Origin of the sequence: Nostoc sp., from assembly GCF_036917135.1 — a bacterium.
Classification (GTDB): domain Bacteria; phylum Cyanobacteriota; class Cyanobacteriia; order Cyanobacteriales; family Nostocaceae; genus Nostoc.
On the sequence record NZ_JBALEA010000092.1, the window covers coordinates 1 to 23,524 of the forward strand.

The 23,524-nt window shown below is 41.6% G+C and carries 15 protein-coding genes; 2 read left to right on the forward strand and 13 right to left on the reverse strand.

Features of this window, described 5'->3' with window-relative positions; all coding sequences use genetic code 11:
- From V7K50_RS30105 to scyA, 11 genes are all read right to left on the reverse strand, one after another.
- Positions 1–300, reverse strand: a 300-nt coding sequence (locus V7K50_RS30105) for a hypothetical protein (RefSeq protein WP_442944684.1), incomplete at its 3' end; no start/stop codon positions are given.
- 166 nt (positions 301–466) lie between these two features.
- A complete protein-coding gene (gene trpC, locus V7K50_RS30110) occupies positions 467–1,315 on the reverse strand; it encodes an indole-3-glycerol phosphate synthase TrpC (RefSeq protein WP_334966619.1) in 849 nt (282 codons plus the stop codon).
- 132 nt (positions 1,316–1,447) lie between these two features.
- Positions 1,448–3,658: an anthranilate synthase gene (locus tag V7K50_RS30115; protein ID WP_334966621.1), complete on the reverse strand. Its 2,211-nt coding sequence runs from the start codon at positions 3,656–3,658 to the stop codon at positions 1,448–1,450.
- A gap of 326 nt (positions 3,659–3,984) precedes the next feature.
- On the reverse strand, positions 3,985–5,181 hold the full coding sequence (locus tag V7K50_RS30120) for a 3-dehydroquinate synthase (RefSeq protein WP_334966623.1): 1,197 nt from the start codon (positions 5,179–5,181) through the stop codon (positions 3,985–3,987).
- A gap of 66 nt (positions 5,182–5,247) precedes the next feature.
- Positions 5,248–6,537 (reverse strand): glycosyltransferase family 4 protein, encoded by a 1,290-nt coding sequence (locus V7K50_RS30125; protein WP_334966625.1) that lies wholly within the window; start codon positions 6,535–6,537, stop codon positions 5,248–5,250.
- A gap of 275 nt (positions 6,538–6,812) precedes the next feature.
- Entirely contained in the window at positions 6,813–7,982 is a 1,170-nt protein-coding gene (scyF, locus tag V7K50_RS30130; RefSeq protein WP_334966627.1) for a scytonemin biosynthesis PEP-CTERM protein ScyF, read from the reverse strand.
- A gap of 281 nt (positions 7,983–8,263) precedes the next feature.
- Positions 8,264–9,613 (reverse strand): ScyD/ScyE family protein, encoded by a 1,350-nt coding sequence (locus V7K50_RS30135; RefSeq protein ID WP_334966629.1) that lies wholly within the window; start codon positions 9,611–9,613, stop codon positions 8,264–8,266.
- Positions 9,610–10,920, reverse strand: coding sequence for a ScyD/ScyE family protein (locus tag V7K50_RS30140; protein ID WP_334966631.1), 1,311 nt, complete (start codon positions 10,918–10,920; stop codon positions 9,610–9,612). The genes V7K50_RS30135 and V7K50_RS30140 overlap by 4 nt, the downstream gene beginning before the upstream one ends.
- 202 nt (positions 10,921–11,122) lie before the next feature.
- Positions 11,123–12,091 (reverse strand): scytonemin biosynthesis cyclase/decarboxylase ScyC, encoded by a 969-nt coding sequence (scyC, locus tag V7K50_RS30145; protein ID WP_334966633.1) that lies wholly within the window; start codon positions 12,089–12,091, stop codon positions 11,123–11,125.
- A gap of 25 nt (positions 12,092–12,116) precedes the next feature.
- Entirely contained in the window at positions 12,117–13,178 is a 1,062-nt protein-coding gene (gene scyB, locus V7K50_RS30150) for a tryptophan dehydrogenase ScyB (RefSeq protein WP_334966635.1), read from the reverse strand.
- Between the two features lie 306 nt (positions 13,179–13,484).
- Positions 13,485–15,368 carry a scytonemin biosynthesis protein ScyA gene (scyA, locus tag V7K50_RS30155; protein ID WP_334966637.1) on the reverse strand — a complete coding sequence of 628 codons (1,884 nt, stop codon included), beginning with the start codon at positions 15,366–15,368 and terminating at the stop codon, positions 13,485–13,487.
- A 1,784-nt stretch (positions 15,369–17,152) separates the two neighbouring features.
- Here scyA and V7K50_RS30160 point away from each other — a divergent pair.
- Positions 17,153–19,132, forward strand: a complete 1,980-nt coding sequence (locus V7K50_RS30160) for a scytonemin biosynthesis sensor histidine kinase (RefSeq protein WP_334966639.1) — start codon at positions 17,153–17,155, stop codon at positions 19,130–19,132.
- 154 nt (positions 19,133–19,286) lie between these two features.
- Positions 19,287–20,129, forward strand: coding sequence for a response regulator transcription factor (locus V7K50_RS30165; RefSeq protein ID WP_334966641.1), 843 nt, complete (start codon positions 19,287–19,289; stop codon positions 20,127–20,129).
- 78 nt (positions 20,130–20,207) lie between these two features.
- Here the strand turns inward: V7K50_RS30165 and V7K50_RS30170 are convergent, their stop codons facing one another.
- Positions 20,208–21,410: an AAA family ATPase gene (locus V7K50_RS30170; RefSeq protein WP_334966643.1), complete on the reverse strand. Its 1,203-nt coding sequence runs from the start codon at positions 21,408–21,410 to the stop codon at positions 20,208–20,210.
- Between the two features lie 520 nt (positions 21,411–21,930).
- Positions 21,931–23,094, reverse strand: a complete 1,164-nt coding sequence (argJ, locus tag V7K50_RS30175; RefSeq protein WP_334966645.1) for a bifunctional glutamate N-acetyltransferase/amino-acid acetyltransferase ArgJ — start codon at positions 23,092–23,094, stop codon at positions 21,931–21,933.
- Between the last annotated feature and the right edge of the window lie 430 nt (positions 23,095–23,524).

Genomic DNA, 23,524 nt, shown 5'->3' on the forward strand with positions numbered 1-23,524 from the left:
ATCTCCATTAATGAGGCTTTTATCTCCATTAATGAGGCTTTTATCTCCATTAATGAGGCTTTTATCTCCATTAATGAGGCTTTTATCTCCATTAATGAGGCTTTTATCTCCATTAACGAGTCTTTTATCTCCATTAATGAGTCTTTTATCTCCATTAATGAGGCTTTTATCTCCATTAATGAGGCTTTTATCTCCATTAATGAGGCTTTTATCTCCGTTAATGAGGCTTTTATCTCCGTTAATGAGTCTTTTATCTCCGTTAACGAGTCTTTTAGCTCCGTTAAGGGCTTTCCAACAAATAAATTATCCAATCTTGTGGGGTGGGCATCTTGCCCGCCTTGGACTAAGGGCGCGCGAGACGCCCACCCCACAAGAAATAGTTCAGTATTTTTTTATTTGGAAGTCCCTAACGAGTATCAGAGCTTCATTTTTTGAGATTGCAGATTTTAGTAATTAGGTAATAGGTTTAAGAAAGACTCAAAAGATTACGCACAGCTTGTTCTACATTGCTTTGTTTAACTAAAGACTCTCCAATCAAAACTGCACGGGCACCAGCTTCAGCGACAAGAGATAAATCAGCAGGTGTATAAAGTCCAGACTCGCTGACGACGGTGATATCCAAACTTTGTAATTGTTGTTGCCGCTCTGCTAAAAGTTGCTGGGTTGTTCCTAAATCAAGGGTAAAATCTTCTAAATTGCGATTGTTGATTCCTACTAAACTTAGGTTATCAAGTTTTAAAACTCGATCCAGTTCAGCTAAGGTATGAACTTCCACGAGTGCAGTCATGCCCAAATCGTGAATCACTTGCGAAAAGTCTTGGAGTTCTCGATCTGATAAAATAGCGGCAATTAACAATACAGCATCTGCCCCTGCTGTCCGTGCTAAATAAATTTGATAGGGGTTAATGATGAACTCCTTACATAGTAAGGGTAATGCAACTTGCGATGCCTCCGGCGAGCTTTGCTTACGCACCTTTCGCAAATTATCAAAACCACCCTGAAAGAACTTTTCGTCAGTTAAGACTGATAAACAAGCTGCACCACCTCGTTCATAAGCTTGAGCGATTTCTACTGCGTCAAAATCTGCGCGAATAACTCCACGGCTAGGTGATGCTTTTTTTACCTCTGCAATTAAACTCGGTTGGTTGGGATTTTCTTGTAAAGCAGTCAAGAAATTTCGCACAGTCGGGGCTGTATTTAACTGTTTTCGCAAGGAGGCTAAAGGTAGTTCTTGCTGCATTTGTGCAACTTCTTGCCTTTTATGCAACACAATGTCTTCGAGAATATGGCGGGAAGTGGTAACTTGGTTAGTCATAAACTGCTAGGAGAGTGGGGAGACAAGGAGAATAACTCAAAGCATAATACCCGGACTGGAACCCCACCCCCCCAAAGCTGGGCTTTAACTCCCCTCCCCGCAGGCGGGGAGGGGTTGGGGGTGGGGTTCTTATCATGCCCTATGCCCAATAACCAATGATTCTACAGTTTGCGTATATGCACGCACCACATTTTTAATGATTTCCAGACCGACTTCTCCCGCTAAAGTCATAATTGATTCTGGGTGAAATTGAACTCCGGCGATGGGAAGTGTCTGATGTTCAATGGCCATAATTACGTCGTCATCAGAAATGGCTGTTACTTTCAGTTCTTTTGGCAAACGTTGGGGTAAGGCAAACAATGAGTGATATCTACCCACTGCAAATGATTCGGGTAAGTTTTTGAAGGTGACAGAATTGGAATCGGTGACAAAAACCCGTGAGGATTTACCATGTTGGGGATAGTTGAGAACTCCCAACTCGCCATCAAAAGCTTCAACAATGCCTTGCAGTCCTAGACAAACTCCGAAAATAGGAATTTGGCGATGCAGAAGGGCACCGATAGTCTGTGAAACCCCAAAATCACTTGGTCTACCAGGGCCAGGAGATAATACAACTAAGTCAGGGCGTTCTGTATCGAATAGCGATTCCGAGAAACCATGACGGAGTGTGGTGACGCTTGCACCAGTTTGGCGAATGTAATTGGCTAATGTATGAACGAATGAGTCTTCGTAGTCTATTAGTAAGATGCGTTTGCCAACTTCCGCACTTGGGAGGAGTTTCGTTAATTTTAGAGAACTGGACTCATCAACTTTCTGACTTGTTTGCTTCACACGCCGAATTGTCTCAAATAAAGCGGCTGCTTTGGTAATTGTTTCTTGTTCTTCGGCTTCTGGTATGGAGTCGTAAAGAACAGTAGCACCAACTCGGACTTCGGCGATGCAGTCTTTTAATCGGATTGTCCGCAGAATTAAGCCCGTATTTAAATTACCGTTGAAATTTAAATAGCCGACGGCTCCACCGTACCAACGGCGGGCGCTCTTTTCGTGCTGTTCAAGAAAATCGATTGCTGCTCTTTTGGGTGCGCCGGTGACTGTAACTGCCCATGTATGCGAAAGAAAGGCATCTAAAGCATCAAATTGCGATCGCAGTGTCCCCTCAACATGATCCACAGTGTGTATCAGGTGGCTGTATAATTCAATTTGGCGACGGCCAATCACTTGTACTGAACCAGGTTCACAGATTCGGGATTTGTCATTGCGATCGACATCAGTACACATAGTCAACTCAGCTTCATCTTTGTGAGAGTTGAGTAACTGACGAATTTGCACCGCATCGTCAAGAGCATCTTGTCCTCGGCTAATAGTCCCACTAATTGGACAAGTTTCTACCCGCCTACCTTCAACCCGCACAAACATTTCTGGAGATGCACCAATCAGATATTCTCCACCTAAATTAAAAATAAATCCATAAGGACTAGGATTTATTTCCTTTAAGGTGTTAAATAGTTTGCTGGGTTCGTCTTCATAGCCCTCAAAAAAGTTTTGACTAGGAACAACTTCAAATAAATCGCCTCTGCGGAAATAATCGAGTGCAACCTCAACTTTTTTCGCGTATTCGCCTACTTTATGGTCAGCAGTTTGATTCGGGAGAAGATGTTTGCCACGATAATCTACAGACTCACCTGTTCTCGGCAGATTTTTCGTATTAACGTGGGCTGTTTCAAAATCATATTGTAGACAAAATGCACGTTGTTGATAGTAGTCAACAACAATCAATTCATCTGGCAGATAAAGCACCAAATCACGCTGGTCTGTAGAACGTTCTAAGCGTTGGGTAATTGGTTCAAACTGAAAAACCAAGTCATAACCAAACGCACCATACAAGCCTAAATGCTCATCTTCCTGACTAGAAAAAGTCTGGAGAATTTCGCGGATAACTGTAAATGATGAAGGTTGTTTACTGCGTTCTTCTTCAGTGAATAGTTGTTTTTTAGCTTTAACAAAGCCTATAATACTGTTATTATCTTGGGCGACTTTCTCAAGTTGTCCTGACTGGGATAGGCGCTCTAATAAGAATGGCAAAAGTACTTGACCACGTTCATTCCACGCTATCAAAGTGAAAGCATTTTCCTGGGTAGTCAATTCTAACGGTGGATTGACAAATCCGATCGCCCATCTCTTATATCTGCCTGGATATTCGTAGCTACTCCTTAGCAAACCTCCACGCTGAGAATTTAAATGAAACAGAACATCTTCTAGGGCAGTGTCCATCTTAACTTCGGTGATGGAGCGAGAAACATCTACACCGCCAAGGGTTTTATAGGAACGAGAATCAACAATCATGGGTAATTTCCCGAGAATAATTCTTAGTCAATCATTAGTAGTTATTCTTTGACCAATAACAAACTTAGATAATTTACTGCCAATCTAAGTCAACCGACCTTAACGCGCGTATTATTTTTAAAAGATGTAATTAAAACCTTTTTGTTTCTTACTTAAGAATACTAGATATCAAGCAGATAATATATTGAATAATTTTTCGATCGGGTGTCAATTTATTCGCTTTTTATACTGCTTTTCTAATACATTTCCAATCAACCCTATTTAAAAACCTCCGCCTCCTCCGAAAGTAATAGATAATCTCATCAAACCTCAGCGTTTCTCTGCGTTTAAAATTCCACCCTAAATTCCCGCAAGAAGTCTATTGCTTCCCTATACAAAAACAAATCCACCTCATGAACCTCAATTCTTTTTCCAATCCCTTGTAACAACGTCAAAGTCAACTCTCCCCCCAAGTGTTCGCGGAACTCAGTCAAACCCCGAAACAAACAATCAAAATGCTCCAATTGTGATAAGTTCTGTGCGAGTTCTGGCACATACAAAGTGAAACCCAACGCCGACAAAGTATTTAATATCCGTTGCCACTCGGAAAAATCCAGCAATCCGACTAAATAAGAATAAGTGCTATCCAAAGCAATACCGATGGCAACGGCTTCGCCATGACGTAAGCGATAATTTGTTAAATGCTCCAGTTTATGAGCCGCCCAATGTCCAAAATCTAGGGGACGAGACGAACCCATTTCAAAAGGATCGCCGCCATTGGCAATATGTTCTAAATGCAACTGAGCGCAACGATAGATAACCTGTTGCATAGTATCCATATCTCGCCGCCCCAGGGCTGCGGTGTGAGAGTGGATAAAATCAAAAAAGCTAGCATCCTTAATCAGCGCCACTTTGATTGCTTCTGCGATTCCAGAACGCCAATCGCGATCGTCTAGGGTTGTCAAAAAGGCAGAATCATTTACAACTGCATAAGGTGGCGCAAATGTGCCGAGAAAGTTCTTTTTACCAAAGGCATTGATGCCATTTTTCACTCCAACCCCAGAATCATTTTGTCCTAGCACCGTCGTCGGCACCCGAATTAGGCGAATTCCTCGGTGAGCGGTTGCGGCTGCATATCCTACCAAATCCAACACCGCCCCACCTCCGATCGCTAAGATGTAAGAGTGGCGACATAATCCGGCGGCTTCAATGAATTGGTGGATTTGCTCTAATAAAGTGCGATCGTTTTTGGCGGCTTCTCCTCCCGAAATTATCATGGGTTGAGCTGCGATCGCTAGTACCTCTGCATAAAACTTGGTATACGCGACTAATTGCTTCACCAATTCCGGTTGATGTTTTAATATTCCTGCGTCTACCACTGCAACTATTTTCTTCGGCTTTGCCTCCTCATCCGCAGCAATCACTTGGGCTAAGGTGGGATTTTTCAACTCAAATAAATTTTGGGTGAAGTAAACCTCGTAGTGGAAAGTAACCGAAACACGTTGATGAATTAATCTAGTTTTTTGCTTGATGTCAACTACCATATTTTTGCAGGTATATCTAAAAGTGCAGTTGTATTTAAAGGCTGGAGAAAAGTATTAATTTTCTCTTCAAATATCAATAAATGATTCCTTAGAACTCATTTCTGGCAAGATATCTAAAGTTGTTGATCCTTTAGCAATCACATCACAAAATAACTCTTCATACCGATTTAAAGCTTGCTCAAGTGAATAGTTTTCTACCGCAAAATTTCTGCCTTTACGACCTAATTGTGCTGCTAGTTCCGGCTGATTATATAAATCTAATACCGCAGTAGCTAAAGCATCTGCTGATTCTGGCTCAACGATAATACCGCCACCACTTTCTCGGATAGCTTTGGCAGCAGTACCAGTAGCGGGAACTGAACCGACAATTGGGCGACCACTAGCTAACAATAGTGGTATTTTAGAAGGCATATTGAAAGAAATCACATTGCGCTTTTGCACAATCAACCCAATATCGGCGGCTGCCAACATTTGCGGGAGTTTTTCTCGCGGTTGCAATGGTAAAAGCAAAACATTATCTGCACCACAAGCAAGACAATGTTTTTGCAATCTTTTGAGAGCTTGGGATTCTCCAGCTACGACAAAGATAATTTCTTTTAAATGACACAAACGAGCGGCTGCTTCTATTACTGTCTCCAAACCTTGGGTGAGAGCAATATTACCTGAATAAAGTACTACAAATTTACCATTGAGTTGATGTGTAGCTCTCCAAGAGTTATTCTCTCGTGGTAAAGGGTGGATAAAATTTAGATTTACCCAATTGGGAATACAGGCAATTTTATTAGCGGGTACACCTTTATTGATTAAATTATCTACAAAGCCATCGGCAATGACGCTAATGTTATTTGCAGTTCGGTAGGCGAATTTTTCTAAAGCTTCTAGAGCGAGAATCATTAACTTATTTTTAATTAGCCCAACACGCACAGCAGCTTCCGGGAGGATATCTTGTACATTCAGCACCACTGGACAGTTGTATAGCCAAGCTATTAAGCTTGCAGGTAAGCAAACTAGTAACGGCGGCACTGTTAAGAGAATTAAATCAGGTCGCTTGCCCTTAAGAGCTTGTGGCAAACTTGTAAAGACAAAGCTCAACTCTAGCAGTAACCTGTCTACAAGGTTAGGTTTAGACTTAATCCGCAGGTAACTACGTTGAATGGTGACACCATTTTTCTGTTCAGTAACGTATAACTTACCCCGATAGCGATCGTAAATCTGACGCTGAGGATAGTTAGGCATACCTGTGATTACCCGCACTTGATGCCCTCGCTTCACCAGCCCTTCTGCTAGTTCAGTCATCAAAGGTGCAATACCAATTGGCTCTGGATGATAGTTGTATGAATAAATCAGAATTTGCATGAACTGTTAATATCCTGAATGTTTGTAGTAAGCACTTTAGTGCTTAGAAAATAAGGACTAAAGTCCTTACTACGAACTTGCTTACTGGTTCCCAGCCTCCAGGCTGGGAATCCATTCTGAGAGGCTCCGCCTCCTATTTCTTGACCAGAGGCTACAAGGTTTGTAGTAAAGACTTTAGTGCTTAGAAGATAAGGACTAAAGTCCTTACTACGAACTTGCTTACTTATCAATTTCGACTTGACAGATTACTAGCAATGCTACTCAAACATCAAAACTCAGCACTGTTTTTGCAGTTCCTTTTCTAAACTGAAAACTGGCTTTTGTTGTCTGCGTTTTTGCAATGTGACAGTAACAGCCCCAAGTCCAAGCAATGCGAAACCCAACGCGGGACTAGGTTCTGGCACTTGTTTTCTGCCCTCTACGTTTAACACTTGGACACGACCTTGGAAGAAATCGCCTACATAAAGTTTTCCATTTTTATAGCTTGTGCCACCTGTCCAATTAAATGTGCCTGGTGTGAGATTGAGGGGGTTGCCAAAGGGTGGCTCACCTAGTTGAGGGGCTGTTGCTGCGGCAGCGTTACCATAAGCCGTCAGGAAATTACCATTTTTATCAAATACTTGGATACGGCTGTTGATAGAATCAGCCACATAAATATTGTCAAACTCATCCACTTCTAAGCCGATGGGTTGATTAAACTCCCCATCTCCACTGCCTTGTTTGCCAAATGTGAAAAGGGGATTCCCTTGAGGATCAAGAACCTGAACGCGGTTGTTAAACTGGTCACTAACATAAAAATTGCCACTAACCGGGGAAATTCTTAAACCTGCTGGCCCTTGAAATTGTCCTGGTTTAGTGCCAGATGTGCCAATACTGCCAATTAGTTCGCCGTCCTTAGTGTATTTATTGATTTTGTCGCCGCTAAAATCACCTATATACACATTGCCAGCTTTGTCAAATGTTACGCCAGATGGGCCAAAGAAAGCCCTACCCGGTATGAGACCGCCAAACTGACCAAATGATTTAATGAACTTACCCTGGGGATTGTAGATATTAACGCGGTTGTTAAAAACATCACCTACATACAAATTCCCAGTCTGCGGATCGATTTCTAGAGCTGATGGTTCATCGAATTGTCCGGGGCCTGTACCGCCTTCGCCGATCGCTCCAATATAATTACCTTGAGGATTGAATATTTCAACCTTGTTACCAATGTTTGGGTTAAAAGTGCCGTCTGGGTTCAGACCACGACCGTTACTGACAAGGATGTTCCCGGAGCCATCTACCGTTATCCCTTGGGGAACAAAAAGTTGCCCAAAACCGAAGCCAGGAGTACCAATACTACTGTCGTAGGTTAATGTTACAGCCTGGGCTTGGGCAACTGTTGCCAATACCATGAATCCGGCACCAAGAATGCCTATTGATAAATTTTTGACTAATTCCATAAGTTTTAAGCCCCGGTTGTATGAGTTATACTCGTTCCTAGACTAATTTCGTTCCCGACCTCAGTTTGGGAACTCTAAAATTTCGGCTGCTGCCTTTTGCTTGAAATCCAACTTTCTATGTGAGGCAGCAGCCTATTCTATAAGCATTTAGAACTTACGTATGATCCTCCAACCCACTCAAAAAGTTAGTTCTTTAGATCGCTTTTTTTTAAGCCGATGGAGGTTTCCGGTTTTGAGTGTGTAAGTCCTAGCATTCTCTGACAGAGCTAGATACAGAGGAATTAGATAGTCTCTACCTTTGCTAATTCTTTGGTGCGTTTGCGCTTGTGCATTGAAGTTGCACCTAAGACACTGAGAGCTATCAGACCGATTGCAGAATTAGGTTCGGGAACCACTGTAGTATCTACTCGAACAACCTCCCCTAATCCTGGACCCACACCGCGATTGGTAATATAAATCTTGCCATCAGGACCGATATCAATTCCATCAGCCGAATCTAGCCCTTGTCCTGCGGCTACCAGTGTTGTGCGAGTGCCGTCAGGAGCAACTTCGATCAGAGAACCGGGTAGATTTGTAATGTCACCGCCTAACTGGGAGGTGTCGCTGAATTGTAAAACCAGCAAGTTGCCATTTTTATCAAAGGTGAGGTCTGTGATGTGCGTAAACCCATCCAGAAAAACTTCTGGTTTGAGATCATCGCCAATGCGGAAAATCCGGGATTTACCTGCTGGATAAGGAAAACCCGTATATTCGCCAACGTATAAAGCTCCATCTGGACCAATAGCGCCACCTGTGGGTACTGCTTGAATTGCGATTTTTCCTCCTGGAAGCTGATCTAATAGTCCAGGAGGTAGTTGTAATCCTGGTGGTAAGTCGGAGTCACTAATGATGGTTTTAGGAATTGTAATTACCTGGGACTCACTTCCGTCAAGTTTAATTTTGTAAGCAGTGTTCCCACCGCCGTCAACTACATAAGCACTATCGCCACTAACAGTTAGGTCATAGGGATTGGTAACTACATCCCCATTGTCTGGATTTTTGGTGATTTCATTCTTGGCAAAGTCAAAAATACTGGTGAGAGATCCGGTGTTCAAGTCAACTTTGTACAGTTGTCCTAGTAGCGGTGTATTCAAAACTTTATCGGCTGTTGATGGCGGGAAAGTAGCGAGTTGCTTTTCTGGAAGTGGGTATTGAGAAGCAAGGTCATGTGTTGCTAAATCACGGTTTCCTGGATAACCAGCAAACCCTGTCAGAAGATAAGCATTCCCTTGAGAATCGAATTGGATGTCTTCAATACCAGCGCCTTGGTTGCCAGTAGGTTGTTCTGCTAGAGATTGAAAGTTAGTGAGTAGACGCTGTTGGGTGCCGTCTGGTGAAACTTTCACTAATGAACTAGTATTACCAGCACAAATAGGCTGAAACAGTGTACTCGGAGATGGTTGACAATTTCCGTTGCCGCCGACACCTGGCTCGGCTACGTAGAGACTACCGTCAGGGCCAAAGCTAATACCCCGTGCATTACTGATTCCATCAACAATTTTCGTTAGGGTTACAGCTTGTACAGATGGTGTTCCACAAATAGCAGCAAAACAAAATGTAACAGATGTAAGGGCAAATGATTTGAGTTTCATACCTTTGGAGATTGAGTATTAAATAATTTGTTTGGGGAAATTTTTATCAAGAAGAATTCAGGAGGGCTTTTCTGTTTGTGCAACCAAGTAACGCCCAAGGCACCGATCGCTAGTACGCCTAAAATAGAATCAGGTTCAGGAACAGACTGAATATTTTCAATTCTGAGAACTTGTCCTTCTCCAGGGCGATCGCCTCGGTTGGTGACGTATACTGCACCATCAGCACCAATAGTTAGGGCGCTAGGCGACTCTAAGCCATTGCCACTCAGAAGAGTTGTACGTGTCCCATCGGGAGCTATTTTGATTACAGAACCATCAAGATTACCCTTCCAAGCTGACTGATTGGCGTACTGCAAGGCATACAAATTGCCCGCAGGATCAAATTGCAAGTCTGTGAGTTGGGTAAAACCCTCTGCATAGACTGTTGACTTGCCATCAGCACCGACTCGATAGATTTTTGCCCCACCTTCTGGGAAGGGATAACCAGTAAACTGGCTGACATAATAAGCGCCATCAGCGCCTTTGGCCACATTTGAGGGTACTGGTTGGGTTGCAAACTGCGATCGCACCGTTTCACCTTGAGATGGTACCTGTGCCGGTTCATTGGATGGAGTACCAGAAGGTGGAAAGACGGGATTAGTTAATATATCTTGGGGAAAGGTGGCAATAGCTTGCAAGTTAGTGCCATCAGTATTAACACTGAGTAAGTCGTTTCCACCTGCATCAACGGCAACTAATTTATTGCCATCTATTGCAAAACCCAAGGGATTGCTACCGACATCACCACCATCGGGATTGTTGGCGAGTTCATAGTTAGCTAAATCTGCAATAGTCGTCCAAGAGTTGGTATTGAAATCGGGAGCGATGATTTTACCGAGGTCAGTGTAACCTAAATTGCGATCGCGGAAGGCTGGATTAGCCCCATACCCAATCAGAACATAAGGTTTACCTTTCGCATCAAATTGAATGTCACGAGGTCCTGCTGCTCCGGTCCCATCTGGTAATGCTAAGGAAGGAAGTCCTGTAAGTATCCGCTCGGTTTTACCATTCTCAATTTTGGTAACTGCACCACTTGTGCCATAGCATAATGAATCACCTTGACCACTTGCTGGGGGTACACAAGCTCCGTTTCCCCCGATTCCCGCCTCTGTAACATAGAGATTACCATCAGGGCCAAAGCTCAAACCACCGGCATTATATAGACCATCGGCGATTACTGAAAATGATGCAGCTGAGGCAGCTTTCATTCCCGAAAAAGCGGCAACACAAAAAGTTAGGAAGGTAATAGTTAGTTGTTTCAGTTTCATGTGTTGCAATACGGCTAATGGTGGGGAATTTTAAACGCAGAGGAACGCTAAGGGAAGCACAGAGGAACGCTGAGGTTTTAGGGACTTCCAAGAAATAAATTATCCAAATAAACGAACCACAGAGCCACAGAGAACACAGAGAAAGGAGAAATATAGAGGGTTTTTAGGTAAGTTTTGGGACATTTTTTTATTTGGAAGTCCCTTAGTTAGTTAGTAGTGGTTCTTGGATTTTTGGTAGGTAGCTCATTCCCCGATCAAATGATTTGAGGTTGCCGGCTTTGGCTTCGAGTAAACGTTTGATGTTCATGCTCTCAGCGCCAAAGTCTTCAATTTGAAGTTTGCCGTGGGTGACAGCTCCATCTGTTTTCCAGAATGTGATTCGATGCAGGATGAAACCAGAAGCTTCTGGGTCAGCGAAGGAGTATGCGGTTGGGATGAGTAAGGCTACAGAACGTTGATAATATTTGTAGTCTGGATAAAAATGCTCCTGTTCAAGTAAGTAGTATTTACTCAAACTATGCAGACGCACAGAAACTTTTACTTTTTGGTCATATTCATCTTTGAATTCACCTGATTCTGAAGTAATCTCGCCATTTGGTCGTAGTAAATGCGCCCACTCATCAATGTTTTGTAAGTCTTTTAAGTATTCAATCCCAATTTCAATGGGAGCATCAACATAGATGGTGTCAGTATCGATAAAATACCGACCTTTGGCTGCTGCGGTCAGACCGGCTTTGCGTTCTAAGTTGCCTTTGAGAGAACGACATTCGGAAGTATGTACTGTATGAATTCCCTGCATAATCATCTGAGTCTGCCGTTTGGGATCGACAAAGCTCAACCAGTGAAAGTACACACCTTTTTCATCTGTTCCTGGCTCGATATAGTCTGTAGGAAACAGCAAAACAGGGTAAACCTGAAAATATTTCTGATACTCTAATCCACAGTGCCACTCAATGCCGTAGAAAAGCGGGTTTTCCAGTTTTTTAACGTGATAGTAAAGATTTTTGTGATAACCCGATGCAGTTCCCAGCCAAGTATTTTCGTCAACTTGCTCTTTCATCCGGCTATAAAGTGTCCATTCGTCCAAGTTTTTTAAACTGCAAAGGTATTCAAAGGCGCTCTCTGGTGAAGTAGCAATATAAGCTGATGTTGCAAAGGTATTTTTTTCCATTGTTCACTCCTGAAGATAATAATAATTAAGCGGCGATCGCTTTAGTCTTATTTTGCTTACCGTTCTGAATTCGCTCTTCTGCTAGTCGTCTGGCAGCATCGTTGGTAGTAATTATCTGCTGTTTAGCAATATCAAAAATTGCTAACAGCGTGTCATAGATGTTATGGACTTGCTTGAAAGCTTTTTCTTCGTCATAACCAATCATTTCGTTATAAACATTAATTAGCCCTCCGGCATTAATTACATAATCAGGGCTGTAAAGAATCCCCTTCTGGGCAAGCATTTGACTATGTAGTTGCTCATTTTCCAATTGATTATTAGCAGCACCAGCAATAATAGAAGCTTGAAATAAAGGAATTGTCTGACTATTCAGAATTCCTCCTAAAGCACAAGGAGCAAATATATCTACATCAAGTGAATAAATTTCGCTTGGTTCTACAATAGTTGCACCAAAAAGTCGTTTTACCTCTTCTGCTTTGGCTGGATCTACATCGCTAACAAAAAGCTTGACATCATGATCATGTAAGTGGCGACAAAGATTTTTACCAACATTTCCTAAGCCTTGAACTGCAACTTTCATGCCATCAAGTCTTTTGCTCTGCCAACGAGATTCTACAGCAGCTTTAATTCCGAGAAGAACTCCTAGTGATGTTATGGGAGCAGGGCCTCCGGACTTTTCTGATACTCCAACAACATATTTAGTTTCTTGACTGATTGTTCTTACATCGTCAGGGGTAATATTTACATCTTGTCCGGTAATAAAACGCCCATTCAAGCTATCAACAAAACGTCCGTAAGCTCTTAATAAATCATCTGTTTTATTTTCAGGATTAGCGATAATAACTGCTTTGCCACCACCAGCCGGGATGTTGGCACAGGCAGCTTTATATGTCATTCCACGACTTAGACGAAGTGCGTCTTTTAAAGCAGCTTCTTCGTTGATATAAGGCATGAGTCTTGTTGCTCCCATTGCTGGCCCTAAGCTGGTGTCATGGATGGCAATAATTGCCTTAATATCGGGATTTTTGCCATGACAAAATAGCACTTGTTCGTGACCCATTTCTCTCACAGTTTCAAATAGCAGCATTTTGATCTCAAAGTAATGATCGTTACGAAATGTAAAGATATAGACACAAAACCAGTCTGAAATATTAAGATAGGATGAAGCAAGGATAAAGTAGTGTTCACAAATCAAAAATTTAAAGTTCCAGTTTTCGTGGGTAGTTATTGGCTGGAAAATAATTTTTGTCGCTTCTAGATTCGTACTTTATCCTTATCCTTTGGCGAGTAGAGTAAAAGTGCGGATGTAACAATCAGATATGTGTTACAAAGTCCGGTTGATTGGGGGTTTTAGTGTCTATAACAAGTTGAATGAAATTGCCAAGTTTTAGAATCAAATCATTGGGAATGAAACTTGCTTGGCTAAATTTTTAGCGGCACTTGATTTAACTCCTTGTGCAGCCAAACTTTTGTTACGTCCACCAGAAGGTGCTGGGCGATCAGCATCAATTACTACATCGATGAGAAAGGGAACAGTTGATGCGATCGCTTGTTCTAATGCAGCTTCAATATCCGACTCTCTCACCACTACGATCGCTTCTGCTCCCATCCCACGAGCAATCATGGCAAAGTTTGTCGGTGGAAGTGTTGCATCTGCGCCCTTTAATCCCAAGATTTTCATCCCTTGATGGCACATGTTGTAACGCGCATCGTTGAGTACAATCCAGATCGCGGGAATTTTGTATTTGACAGCTGTGCTGATTTCGTTATTCATCAGCATTGCCCCATCGCCGACAATACCCACAGCCTTACTATTGTTCGCCAGCGCTGCACCCAACACTCCTGTAACTGCGTGACCCATTGCGCCTACTCCGGTGCTGACTCGGTAACGATTGGCTTGGGCAAATTGCAGTAGATGTGTTGACCAAGTAAAGGAGTTACCGCACTCTGCCATGACTACAGCATTACTACCTTCAACAATGATCTTTTGAATTGCTGCCATCAATACTTCTGGCCGCACTGGATAATCTACGTCTGATGCAGGTTCAACCGCTTTATGTTCTGGACGAGGTAGGGACAAAGTTGGGGAATCAGGTGTATCTGGTAATTGCTGCAACAACTCTTTCACAAAAGCTTTGATGTCAGACCGAACCCCGAAAGTTTCAACGTGTGGATAGGCTACACCTGGTACTTCCGGGTCAATATCGACATGAACAAAACCCCCTTGGGGAACTAGCGCCGAACTCCAAAAGGAAGTCGGTTCACCAAGGCGGGTTCCTAATACGAGTGTGCGTAGTGGGGGCTGCTGTTCCATATAAGTTAAGACGGAAGTATGACCGCCTAAACCTGTGACACCCACAAATTGAGGATGATCTTCGGGGAAAATGCCTTTACCACGGGGTGAGCAGATAACGGCGGCTCCAGTTTTTTCAGCAAGTTGGAGGATTTCGGTTGCTGCGTCACGGGCACCGAAACCAACCCAGATAGCGAAGGGGCCAGATGATAATAACTCTACAGATTTTGCGATCGCTTCTTTGGAAGCAGTCATCGGAAAAGGAGAAATATCTAGTTGGGGTAAGGCTATATCCTCAAGTAAACTTGTCTGTACAGCAGTGGGAATACTCAAATGGGCAACAAATCCGCCTGGTTGCGCCAAAGCTAAAGCTAGTTTGCGGAAAATCTGCGGTAATTGAGCCGCAGATTCAATAGTGATTGCATAGTTGAATAGCGCTCCTGGGGTAAAAATTCCCCCACTGGGCAATGTATAAGTGCTGGTTTCTTGAATAGCCCAACGTCCACGCTGCGGCGCTGAGGTGCAAGCAGACAGCAAAATTACCTTTGCACCTTCCCCACGAGCCGCAAATAATCCGGTGAGGGCGTTGGTGATCCCCGGCCCTGCTGTGGTAAAAACTACAGTGGGGCGATTATTGGCAAAGTATGCTTCGGTGGCTGCAAATGCGGCTCCTGCTTCATGGCGGAAGTTCAACACTTGTATACTGCTATTGGATAGCGCCCCCCAAAGGCTGGCCATCGCACCACCGGCGACACCAAAAGCGTAGCTTACTCCTAAATTTACCAACATTTGAGCGATCGCATCGGCAACTGAGAGCGTTGGGGTTGTTTCGTCGTTTATAAAAGGCTGAATTCCACCATTATTCTTTGATTCATCAACCTTACGGGAGTCAGACACAGATTCTACATACCTGTTTGCTGGAAGTTCCTTGTATGGCTCAGTGGTGATGAGAGGAGAGTTTGAACCAGTATAGTTTTGACTCATTGGTTTCACTTAATTACAGAAAGTTATACAAAGGCTTTTTCGTTTACAATCACAGCGTTAGAAATATTTAATACAAACAACTCTGTTGTTTACTACAGCTATGACCTTGCTTGGTCGCTAGTCGAAATGGTTAATCGCTGCTGATTGATGCTTGTGAGCGCAGTACCAAAAAATTTTTACCCAAAGCACACAACAGTTGGGGCTGTGCTTCTTGTCATCAGAATAAAGGAGACGAAGACCCTTGTGCAATCAAAAATCCTTTGATGTGGGTGTCAAATTTTTCGCTTCTCTGGTGATGACTACATTACTTAAGTAGATTGACCGGGAAAAACTAAATCATGTAAAGGTGTATAGACTAGCAACTAACCTCAATTTAAGCGTGTCTCAGAATCTTTACAAAGCTTAATATAACTAGCTTTCATCGAGCTGATGTACTTACTAAACCGCTTGGGGAGGTTCTTAAGCTGTGATGGTGATGATGATAAAAGCCTAATTTGCAATGAAAAATCTTTTGATGTGGGTGTCAATTCTTTCGCTTTTGTGGTGATTGCGAGATTTGCAACTGAGTCATTCTGAAAGACTGATCAGCTGCGTAGGCGTAGCCCAACCTAGGCATCGCAGAAGTTACACATTAGTCAACTTACAATAGAAAATCTTTTAATGCGGTTAGGGACTTCCAAATAAAAAAATATCCAATTAACTCCTGTGGGGCGGGCGAGACGCCCACCCCACAATATTGGATAATTTATTTCTTGGAGTTCCCTTATTAAAGAATGAGCCGATTTAGCGGTCTTTATATTGCCACCAAAAACTCTTTGAGTCAATTATTTGTAACCAGAAAGACATGGTTTCTTAACTTTTTATATTCTCTTTGATAGATGACTAAGCCTTAAGTACGTAATTTCTTTAGAAAATATGTTTTTATAACATTAAGCCTAAGTGAATATATTTAGTGCAAGAATACAATGTTTATTGATAACAAAACAAACACAACCTTATACGTATTTTTTGGAGCGAATGTACTTCTTACGACGGATGACTAAGCATATTTTTCTATAGTTAGATACCTGAGAGAGTAAGTTAAGATAAATTAAGTAAATAAGTTGATCAATGAAATTTGTTCATTTCAGGCAGATCCAGTACTACACATCGCGTTTATGTTGAAAATCAAACGACTCTACACTAGTACAGCACGGCGTAAATCCAACTACCGTCTCAATTAACTAGACAAGTAGGGACAACTCATGAATTTCCCCTTCTCAAGCAACTGGTTAAAGGCAGGCAAACTTCCGCCGTGGTGTACTAGTATTTCCCTAAAGTCCTTGGCGAGGGAAAAGTTAAAGGATAAATATATTTATCCTTTAACTTTTCCCCAGTCGAAACCTAACAATTTCAGATTGGTGAACTATTCGTTAGTTATGGTGCGGGCTAATTTAAATTTAAAAAATCTTTTCTACTGATAAATTAACAGTTTTTAACTTTTATTCAACAAGATTTATTGACTAATCTGTATTTGATTTTTCAAAACTTTTTTCCGTTCTAAAAAACTGTTTAAATCAATAGTAAAATTTTTAAGTATTTAGTTTTTTTCGGAAAATTTTGTTTAGTATTTCACGGTTTCTTTGGTATGATAAGTTTTGTTAACATAATTAGTTAATATTTTTAATTACCTAACTAATTTTAGTTTTTAACACATGAAGAATACATCAAAGATTTTAGTAAATTATGACTATTAACTCATTAATAGCTATGGTGCTGATTGATTATCAGGAGGAAGTAGGAATATGAATTCCGGCGAATATACACTAGCTAAATCGCACAATCAACGGGCACTACAACCAGAAGTAGAGATGAAGTTTGCTCACTTCCTAATAAATCACGCTGTCGATGCTGCTTTCTGTTTAGGGGCAAACGCGCAGTTTCTTTACGTCAACGATGCCACTTGCCTGATGACTGAATATTCCCGCGAGGAATTACTTTCCATGAGGCTGCATGATATAGATGTAGACTTTTCTCTACACAATTGGTCAGAAATTAGCTCACATGGTTCTCTTACCTTTAAATCTCGTTATCGGACAAAAGGGGGTAGGATATTTTTGGTAGAAATATCCATGAACTATGTAAAACAGCAAGATATGGAATTTGGCTGTGCCTTTGCTCGTGAGAAAACTGATGAAATAGTAGAACTGAGCGTGCAAAAGTGGACTGATGAATTAAGGGATGCCAAAGACAATTTACAACAGGAATTTTCTGAACTCAAGTCCAAAGAAATAGAACTAGAATCATCTCTTTCTTTACTTCGTTCTACTCTCGAATCTACTGCCATTGGTATTGTTGCAGTTAACTTTGAGGGAGATATTCTGAGCTTGAATCAGAAATTTGTGGATATGTGGCAGATCCCGGAGTCTCTAATATTATCTAAGAAATGTCCTCGATGCAAAGCCTTTTTTGAGAACCAACTTAAAGATCCCCAAGCCTTTAGTCGGTTGATTTGGGAAGTGTCTAGCCAATCTGATTTTGAGAGCTACGACATCCTAGAATTGAAAGATGGGAGAGTTTTTGCACACTACTCTAAACCTCAGTGGCTTGAGGGCAACATTATTGGTAGAGTGTGGAGTATTTGGGACATTACTGAATCGAAACAGACTGAAGAAGCATTACGGCTGAATGTAACTAGATTTCGGACTTTAGCAGAAACAACAGATGCTAGCACTTTTCTGATTCAGGGTACGCGGCTTTGCTATATAAATCCGGCAGTAGAGCAGCTCACTGGCTACACAAAAGCGGAACTGCTAACAGGTTTTGATCTTCGCCGACTGATTAAGAGCAAAAAACGTAGGCAGGTACGTCAGCAGAGTGAAGCAGGTAACTTTGAATATCAGGAAATGAATATTCTGACAAAAAACGGCACAGAGCGCTGGCTAGCCTGTGCGGTTGCCAACCTTGATGGAGGGCTGGATTTTGGAGGAAAACCAGTAGAAATGATTGCAGCTATCGATATTACCGATTACAAATATGCAGAATTAGGACTTAACCAAGCTTTAGAACAAGCTAAACAACTTAGCGAACTTAGAGCGCGTTTTCTTTCTATGGTTTGCCATCAATTCAGAACTCCGTTGAATATTGTTTCATTTTCTAATAGTTTACTAAAGGAAGAAGTAGACAAACGTACACAGAAGAAAATACAACCCCTACTCGATCATATTCAGAAAGCCACCGAACAACTGAGCCTGATGTTGGATGATATTTTGTTCTTCTCTAAGGCAGAAGCAGCCAAATTAAACTTTGAGCCAAAGCCGCTTGAATTGGTTCAGTTTTGTCAGGATTTAGTTGCACAAATGCAGATGAGTGTTAGCCAAAATCCAATCAATTTTGTAAGTCAAGTTAATTCTCTAACAGCCCATATAGATAAAAAATTGTTAGAGCCGATTTTGAAGAATTTGCTTGATAATGCAATTAAGTATTCTGCCTCGAAGATAGCAATTAATTTAGAGCTATCCTGCCCAAATGAAAAATTAGTTTTCCAAGTCAAAGATAGGGGAATCGGTATTTCAGGAGTAGATCAACAACGAATATTTGAGCCATTCTACCGTGGTACTAATATTGATAACATACCTGGTACTGGACTAGGACTATCGATTCTCAAAACCCTTGTAGATTTACATCACGGTCAAGTTTCTGTAGAAAGTGAAGTTGCTGTGGGCACTACGTTTACCGTGATGTTGCCATTAATCAAATCAGATTTTACCGATTCCAAGTTATGAGTATTGAGTTATGAGTATTGAAATGAAGAAAGTTGTTAATTAAAAGTCAACAATCAGAAATCTCGGAATGAAGTGATTAATTTCATCTCTATTTAGATACTCACCAAAGAGTTTAGTGACTAACTTCTGCAAAAAGTTGTGGTAATAAAAAATTATGTATGAATCATCAAAGAAGATTCTCGTCATTGAAGATGATACCGTTACCCGCAATCTTTATTTAAGGGGTCTTGAGGCTAAAGGTTTTGATATGATAGGTGCTGACAACGGTCGTGTTGGCATCCAACAAGTACAAAAGGATATACCCGACTTAGTGATTTGCGACATCATGATGCCCGATATGGATGGTTATAGCGTTTTAAGTACACTACGCCAAAATCCTCTGACAGCAATTATTCCTTTCATCTTTCTGAGTGGCAGTAGTACCAAAGCAGATGTTCGCAAAGCTATGGAATTGGGAGCAGATGACTATCTTACCAAACCTTCGACACTAGACGAATTGCTCAGAGCGATCGCAACTCGTTTACAAAAGCAAGCTACTCTCCAATACTGGTGTTCTATTCAATCCGAGAAACCTCCAAAATCAGTATTTGTAGATAATACTGGAGATGTTGCCGTAGCCCCTGATAAAGAAGCCAACATTCCTTTTAAGTCAATCTTTCCCTCTATTCCCCAATTAAAAGAAGTTTTCGACTTTATCGAAGCCCATTATCATCAAGGAATTACTTTGTGTGATGTGGCTGTTGCTGTTGGTTACTCACCTGCTTACTTAACTAACCGGGTAGCAAGACAAACAGGAGAGACTGTAAATTGCTGGATTGTCAAACGCCGGATGGCGGGAGCGCGTTTTTTACTCCAAAATAACGATCAGACAGTCGAGAAGATAGCGAAAGCATTGGGCTATCAGGATGTATCTCATTTCTCCCGCCAGTTTCGCCAACATCACGGTTTACCTCCCCAAGCTTGGCGCAAAGAGCATCAGATTGTATCGCAAAAATAGGTGAAACTCTGGTAAATCTACTTTTACCAGAGTTTCAATTAGACTACGATTGAGATGGGGAGTAGGGAGTGGTGTAGTTTAAACAAATAGTTGCGTGAACTCATATATTAAATCCACCCTGCCCTTACGTAACATGGCTGGATCTAATCTTTCAGTAGTATTGCAAGTCATCAAGACAACTAACCTTTGCTGCATCTGAATACCAGAGTCATCAATTACACTCTGATACAAAGTGCCATCCAGCAAACTTAGAATGTGTTCGGTTTTGTTATTGTATTGCGCTACCTCCGAAGCGCGATTTTGCGCTAGATTATCAGCTTCGTTAATAACGATACAAATACGCTCTATGTAAGTTGGGGGGACAAAGTTAGCGATCGCATCATGATCTAAAATAAAAATTACATACCCTAATGGTACAAGAATTTCTTTGGCTACTGCCTGTGTCCACACTGTTTTACCAGTACCCGGTTGCCCGTGTACAACAACCGCTAACTGGTTTTGATTCAAAATCGCTTGCTGTACAGAATCAGTAAAGTTTTGGATATCTGCGGGAAATGTCCGAATGTTAAATTGACTATGAACTTTACCTACACGACTTTGATATCCACTCAGCATCACCGCTAAGTCGTAAGTCGCTTTGTTAATTAATGGCGCGAGATTTTTCGCCATTAAACTATATTGTCGTCGCCCGCGATCGTAGGGATCAATTTGCAACCAAATGTCATGCTTTGCCCAGTAAGCATAAACAGTATTGATAACATCTAAACGTTCCCAACTAATAAATTTATCTATAGGAAAATAAAAATCTCTTTCTGAGTGATACTGGGTAATAATGTCGGGACTACCCAACACACCTAAAACTCGCAGTACGGTAATTTCTTGCAGTCGGTTCAGAACATAATCAATAGGGATGCTACTACGACTGACAAATTGGACGATGGGCGTTTCCGTACTCAAAACATCTTTGTAGCGATGATCTGGTGATTGAGGATCTGGTGTGATGTAATTCCAAAACTTTTCAACTTCGTAGCGGGTATTATCAGATACAACACTTAATAAGTTAGCCCACCAAGCATAATTATTTCGTCCCAAAATATCAGCAACATTACTCGCTAAATTCAAACTTTTTTGAGTTAATTCGCGGGAGTCACTATACAATATTTGCCACAAAAACTCCCAGTCCAATTCTCGGTTAAACGGTCGCCAACCGCAAGCAATCAAGCTTTGCTTGGTATTATTTGTAGGACTGCCTTCATTGCTTCTAAAATAGTCAAAATCCATATTTATTAGTTATGCAACGTTAATCGAGTTATTTTGTGTGAAATAGGAGATTTTAAAAAAGTTTTCTCATAATGTAAGCTAACTGCGTACAAATGGTGATTTTATTTCCACCGTACTGTCCTAGTTAGGAAGTCTTTTTAATTTAACTCATTCCTAGTGTAACATATTATATTACATAATGTCCACAGGTGTCAGCTTTTTTAACGAAGCAATTGGTAAGTTGGAGTTTACCTGCGCTACTTATCCATCTCTACATGAGGACTAATATTATGGGGAGTTTCTCACTTTTATAAAAAGCCCTAGCGAATGGAATGATGCCTCCGGCACGCCTGCCGTAGGATGCCCAAAGGGCTGTAGGGCGAACGCAGCTACACGAGACTTTACCCGCCTACGCAGGTTTCCAATTCCTTGAGTCCGCGCAGGCGGCCTACCCTTCTCTTCGAGAGGCGGCACCAACGGGTTCTCCAAAAGAGTACGTTTGTCTCGCCGCCATTTCTAATCGCCAAGTATATTTACTTAATCAAGTCGAGTATTTGCCATTGATTTCTATGTAACCCTCTGAAAGATCGCAACCCCATACAGTTGCAGATGCTTCACCAATATTGAGACTAACATGAATATCTACTTGATCTTTGGACATAATTTGCCGCAACTGTTCCAGATTTTCATTAGTTAAGGTATTAGGATAAACTTTCACGTTATCAAAACTAATGACAACTCGTTCTGGATTTATCTGCTGTTCATTTTCACATTTGCCTATAGCCATAGCAACTCGTCCCCAATTTGGATCTGCTCCATAGACGGCGGTTTTTACTAATGGTGAATTCACAATTGATTTAGCTACTTTTTTCGCTTGGGCATAGTTAATCGCCGAATCTACAGTTACCTCAATAATCTTGGTAGCACCTTCTGCATCTCTGGCAATTTTCAGCACTAATTCTTGTGCAACTTCTTGCAATGCACTAGCAAAATCTGCTTCGGAAACTTCACCAGCTAAACCATTAGCTAGAATCACGGCGGAGTCGCTAGTAGAAGTGTCAGTGTCTACACTCAGACAGTTAAAGGTTTTATCTATAGTCGAGCGAAAAATAGAATGAAGGCTATTTGCAGAAATTGCCGCATCAGTAAAAAAGAAAGTTAGGAGAGTCGCCATATTAGGCTCAATCATCCCGACACCTTTAGCAATTCCTACTAGCTTGGCATTTCCGATTTGTCGTGTAGCTAGTTTCGCTACTGTATCGGTGGTCATAATACCACGGGCGGCGGCATGAAAATCAGCATCAGTCAATTTTTTGCCTAATCCTAATAAACCTGTTCGGATTTTTTCAATTGGGTAACGTCTACCAATTACACCTGTAGAAGCTATGACAATGTTATGTGCAGCAATTCCAGTTTCAGTTGCAACTAATTGTAGAACTTCTTGGGCATCAGCGATGCCAATAGAGCCATTAGCTACATTGGCATTTTTAGATATAACGACGATTCCTTGTACTTGTGAATCTTTTAAGTTATCACGGCTAATAGTAACACTTGGTCCAGCAAAAAGACTTTGAGTGAAGACTCCATCAGCAACACAAGGAACTGATGATTTAATAAATACAAAATCATCTGTTGTATCTCGGATTCCTAAATTAGTAATAAATGCACTAAAACCTTGAGGTGTGGAAGATATAGGTAATGACATTTTTCTGGATTTAATAATTTGCTTCAATTATCCCATACCAGTTACAAAAATATTTGCGACATCAGAATTGGCTGTGGGGACAGATGTACGCCCAATATGGTTTGGTAATGTTGCAATAGGCTTGGGTTAAGGCTAAAACTTTTGATCAAAGTCGATTTTTTTACGTAGACGCTTCGGCTTCCCGCAGGGTACCACAGAGGCGCAGAGGAAACAGAGAGAAGAAAAAATGCTTAACTGAACTGTATTGGTAAGAGGATGTCTGAAAAGTTTTTTTGTATGCGCCTAACTCTTGGAGATCCCCCTAAATCCCCCGATAAATTGGGCGGCTTTAAGACTCTTATTCCCCCCTTTTTTAAGTGGAGCCAGTCGCTCAGAGGGGTCTCCCCAAGTAGAGCGACTGGCGTGGGTTAGGGGGGATCAACAAATATTT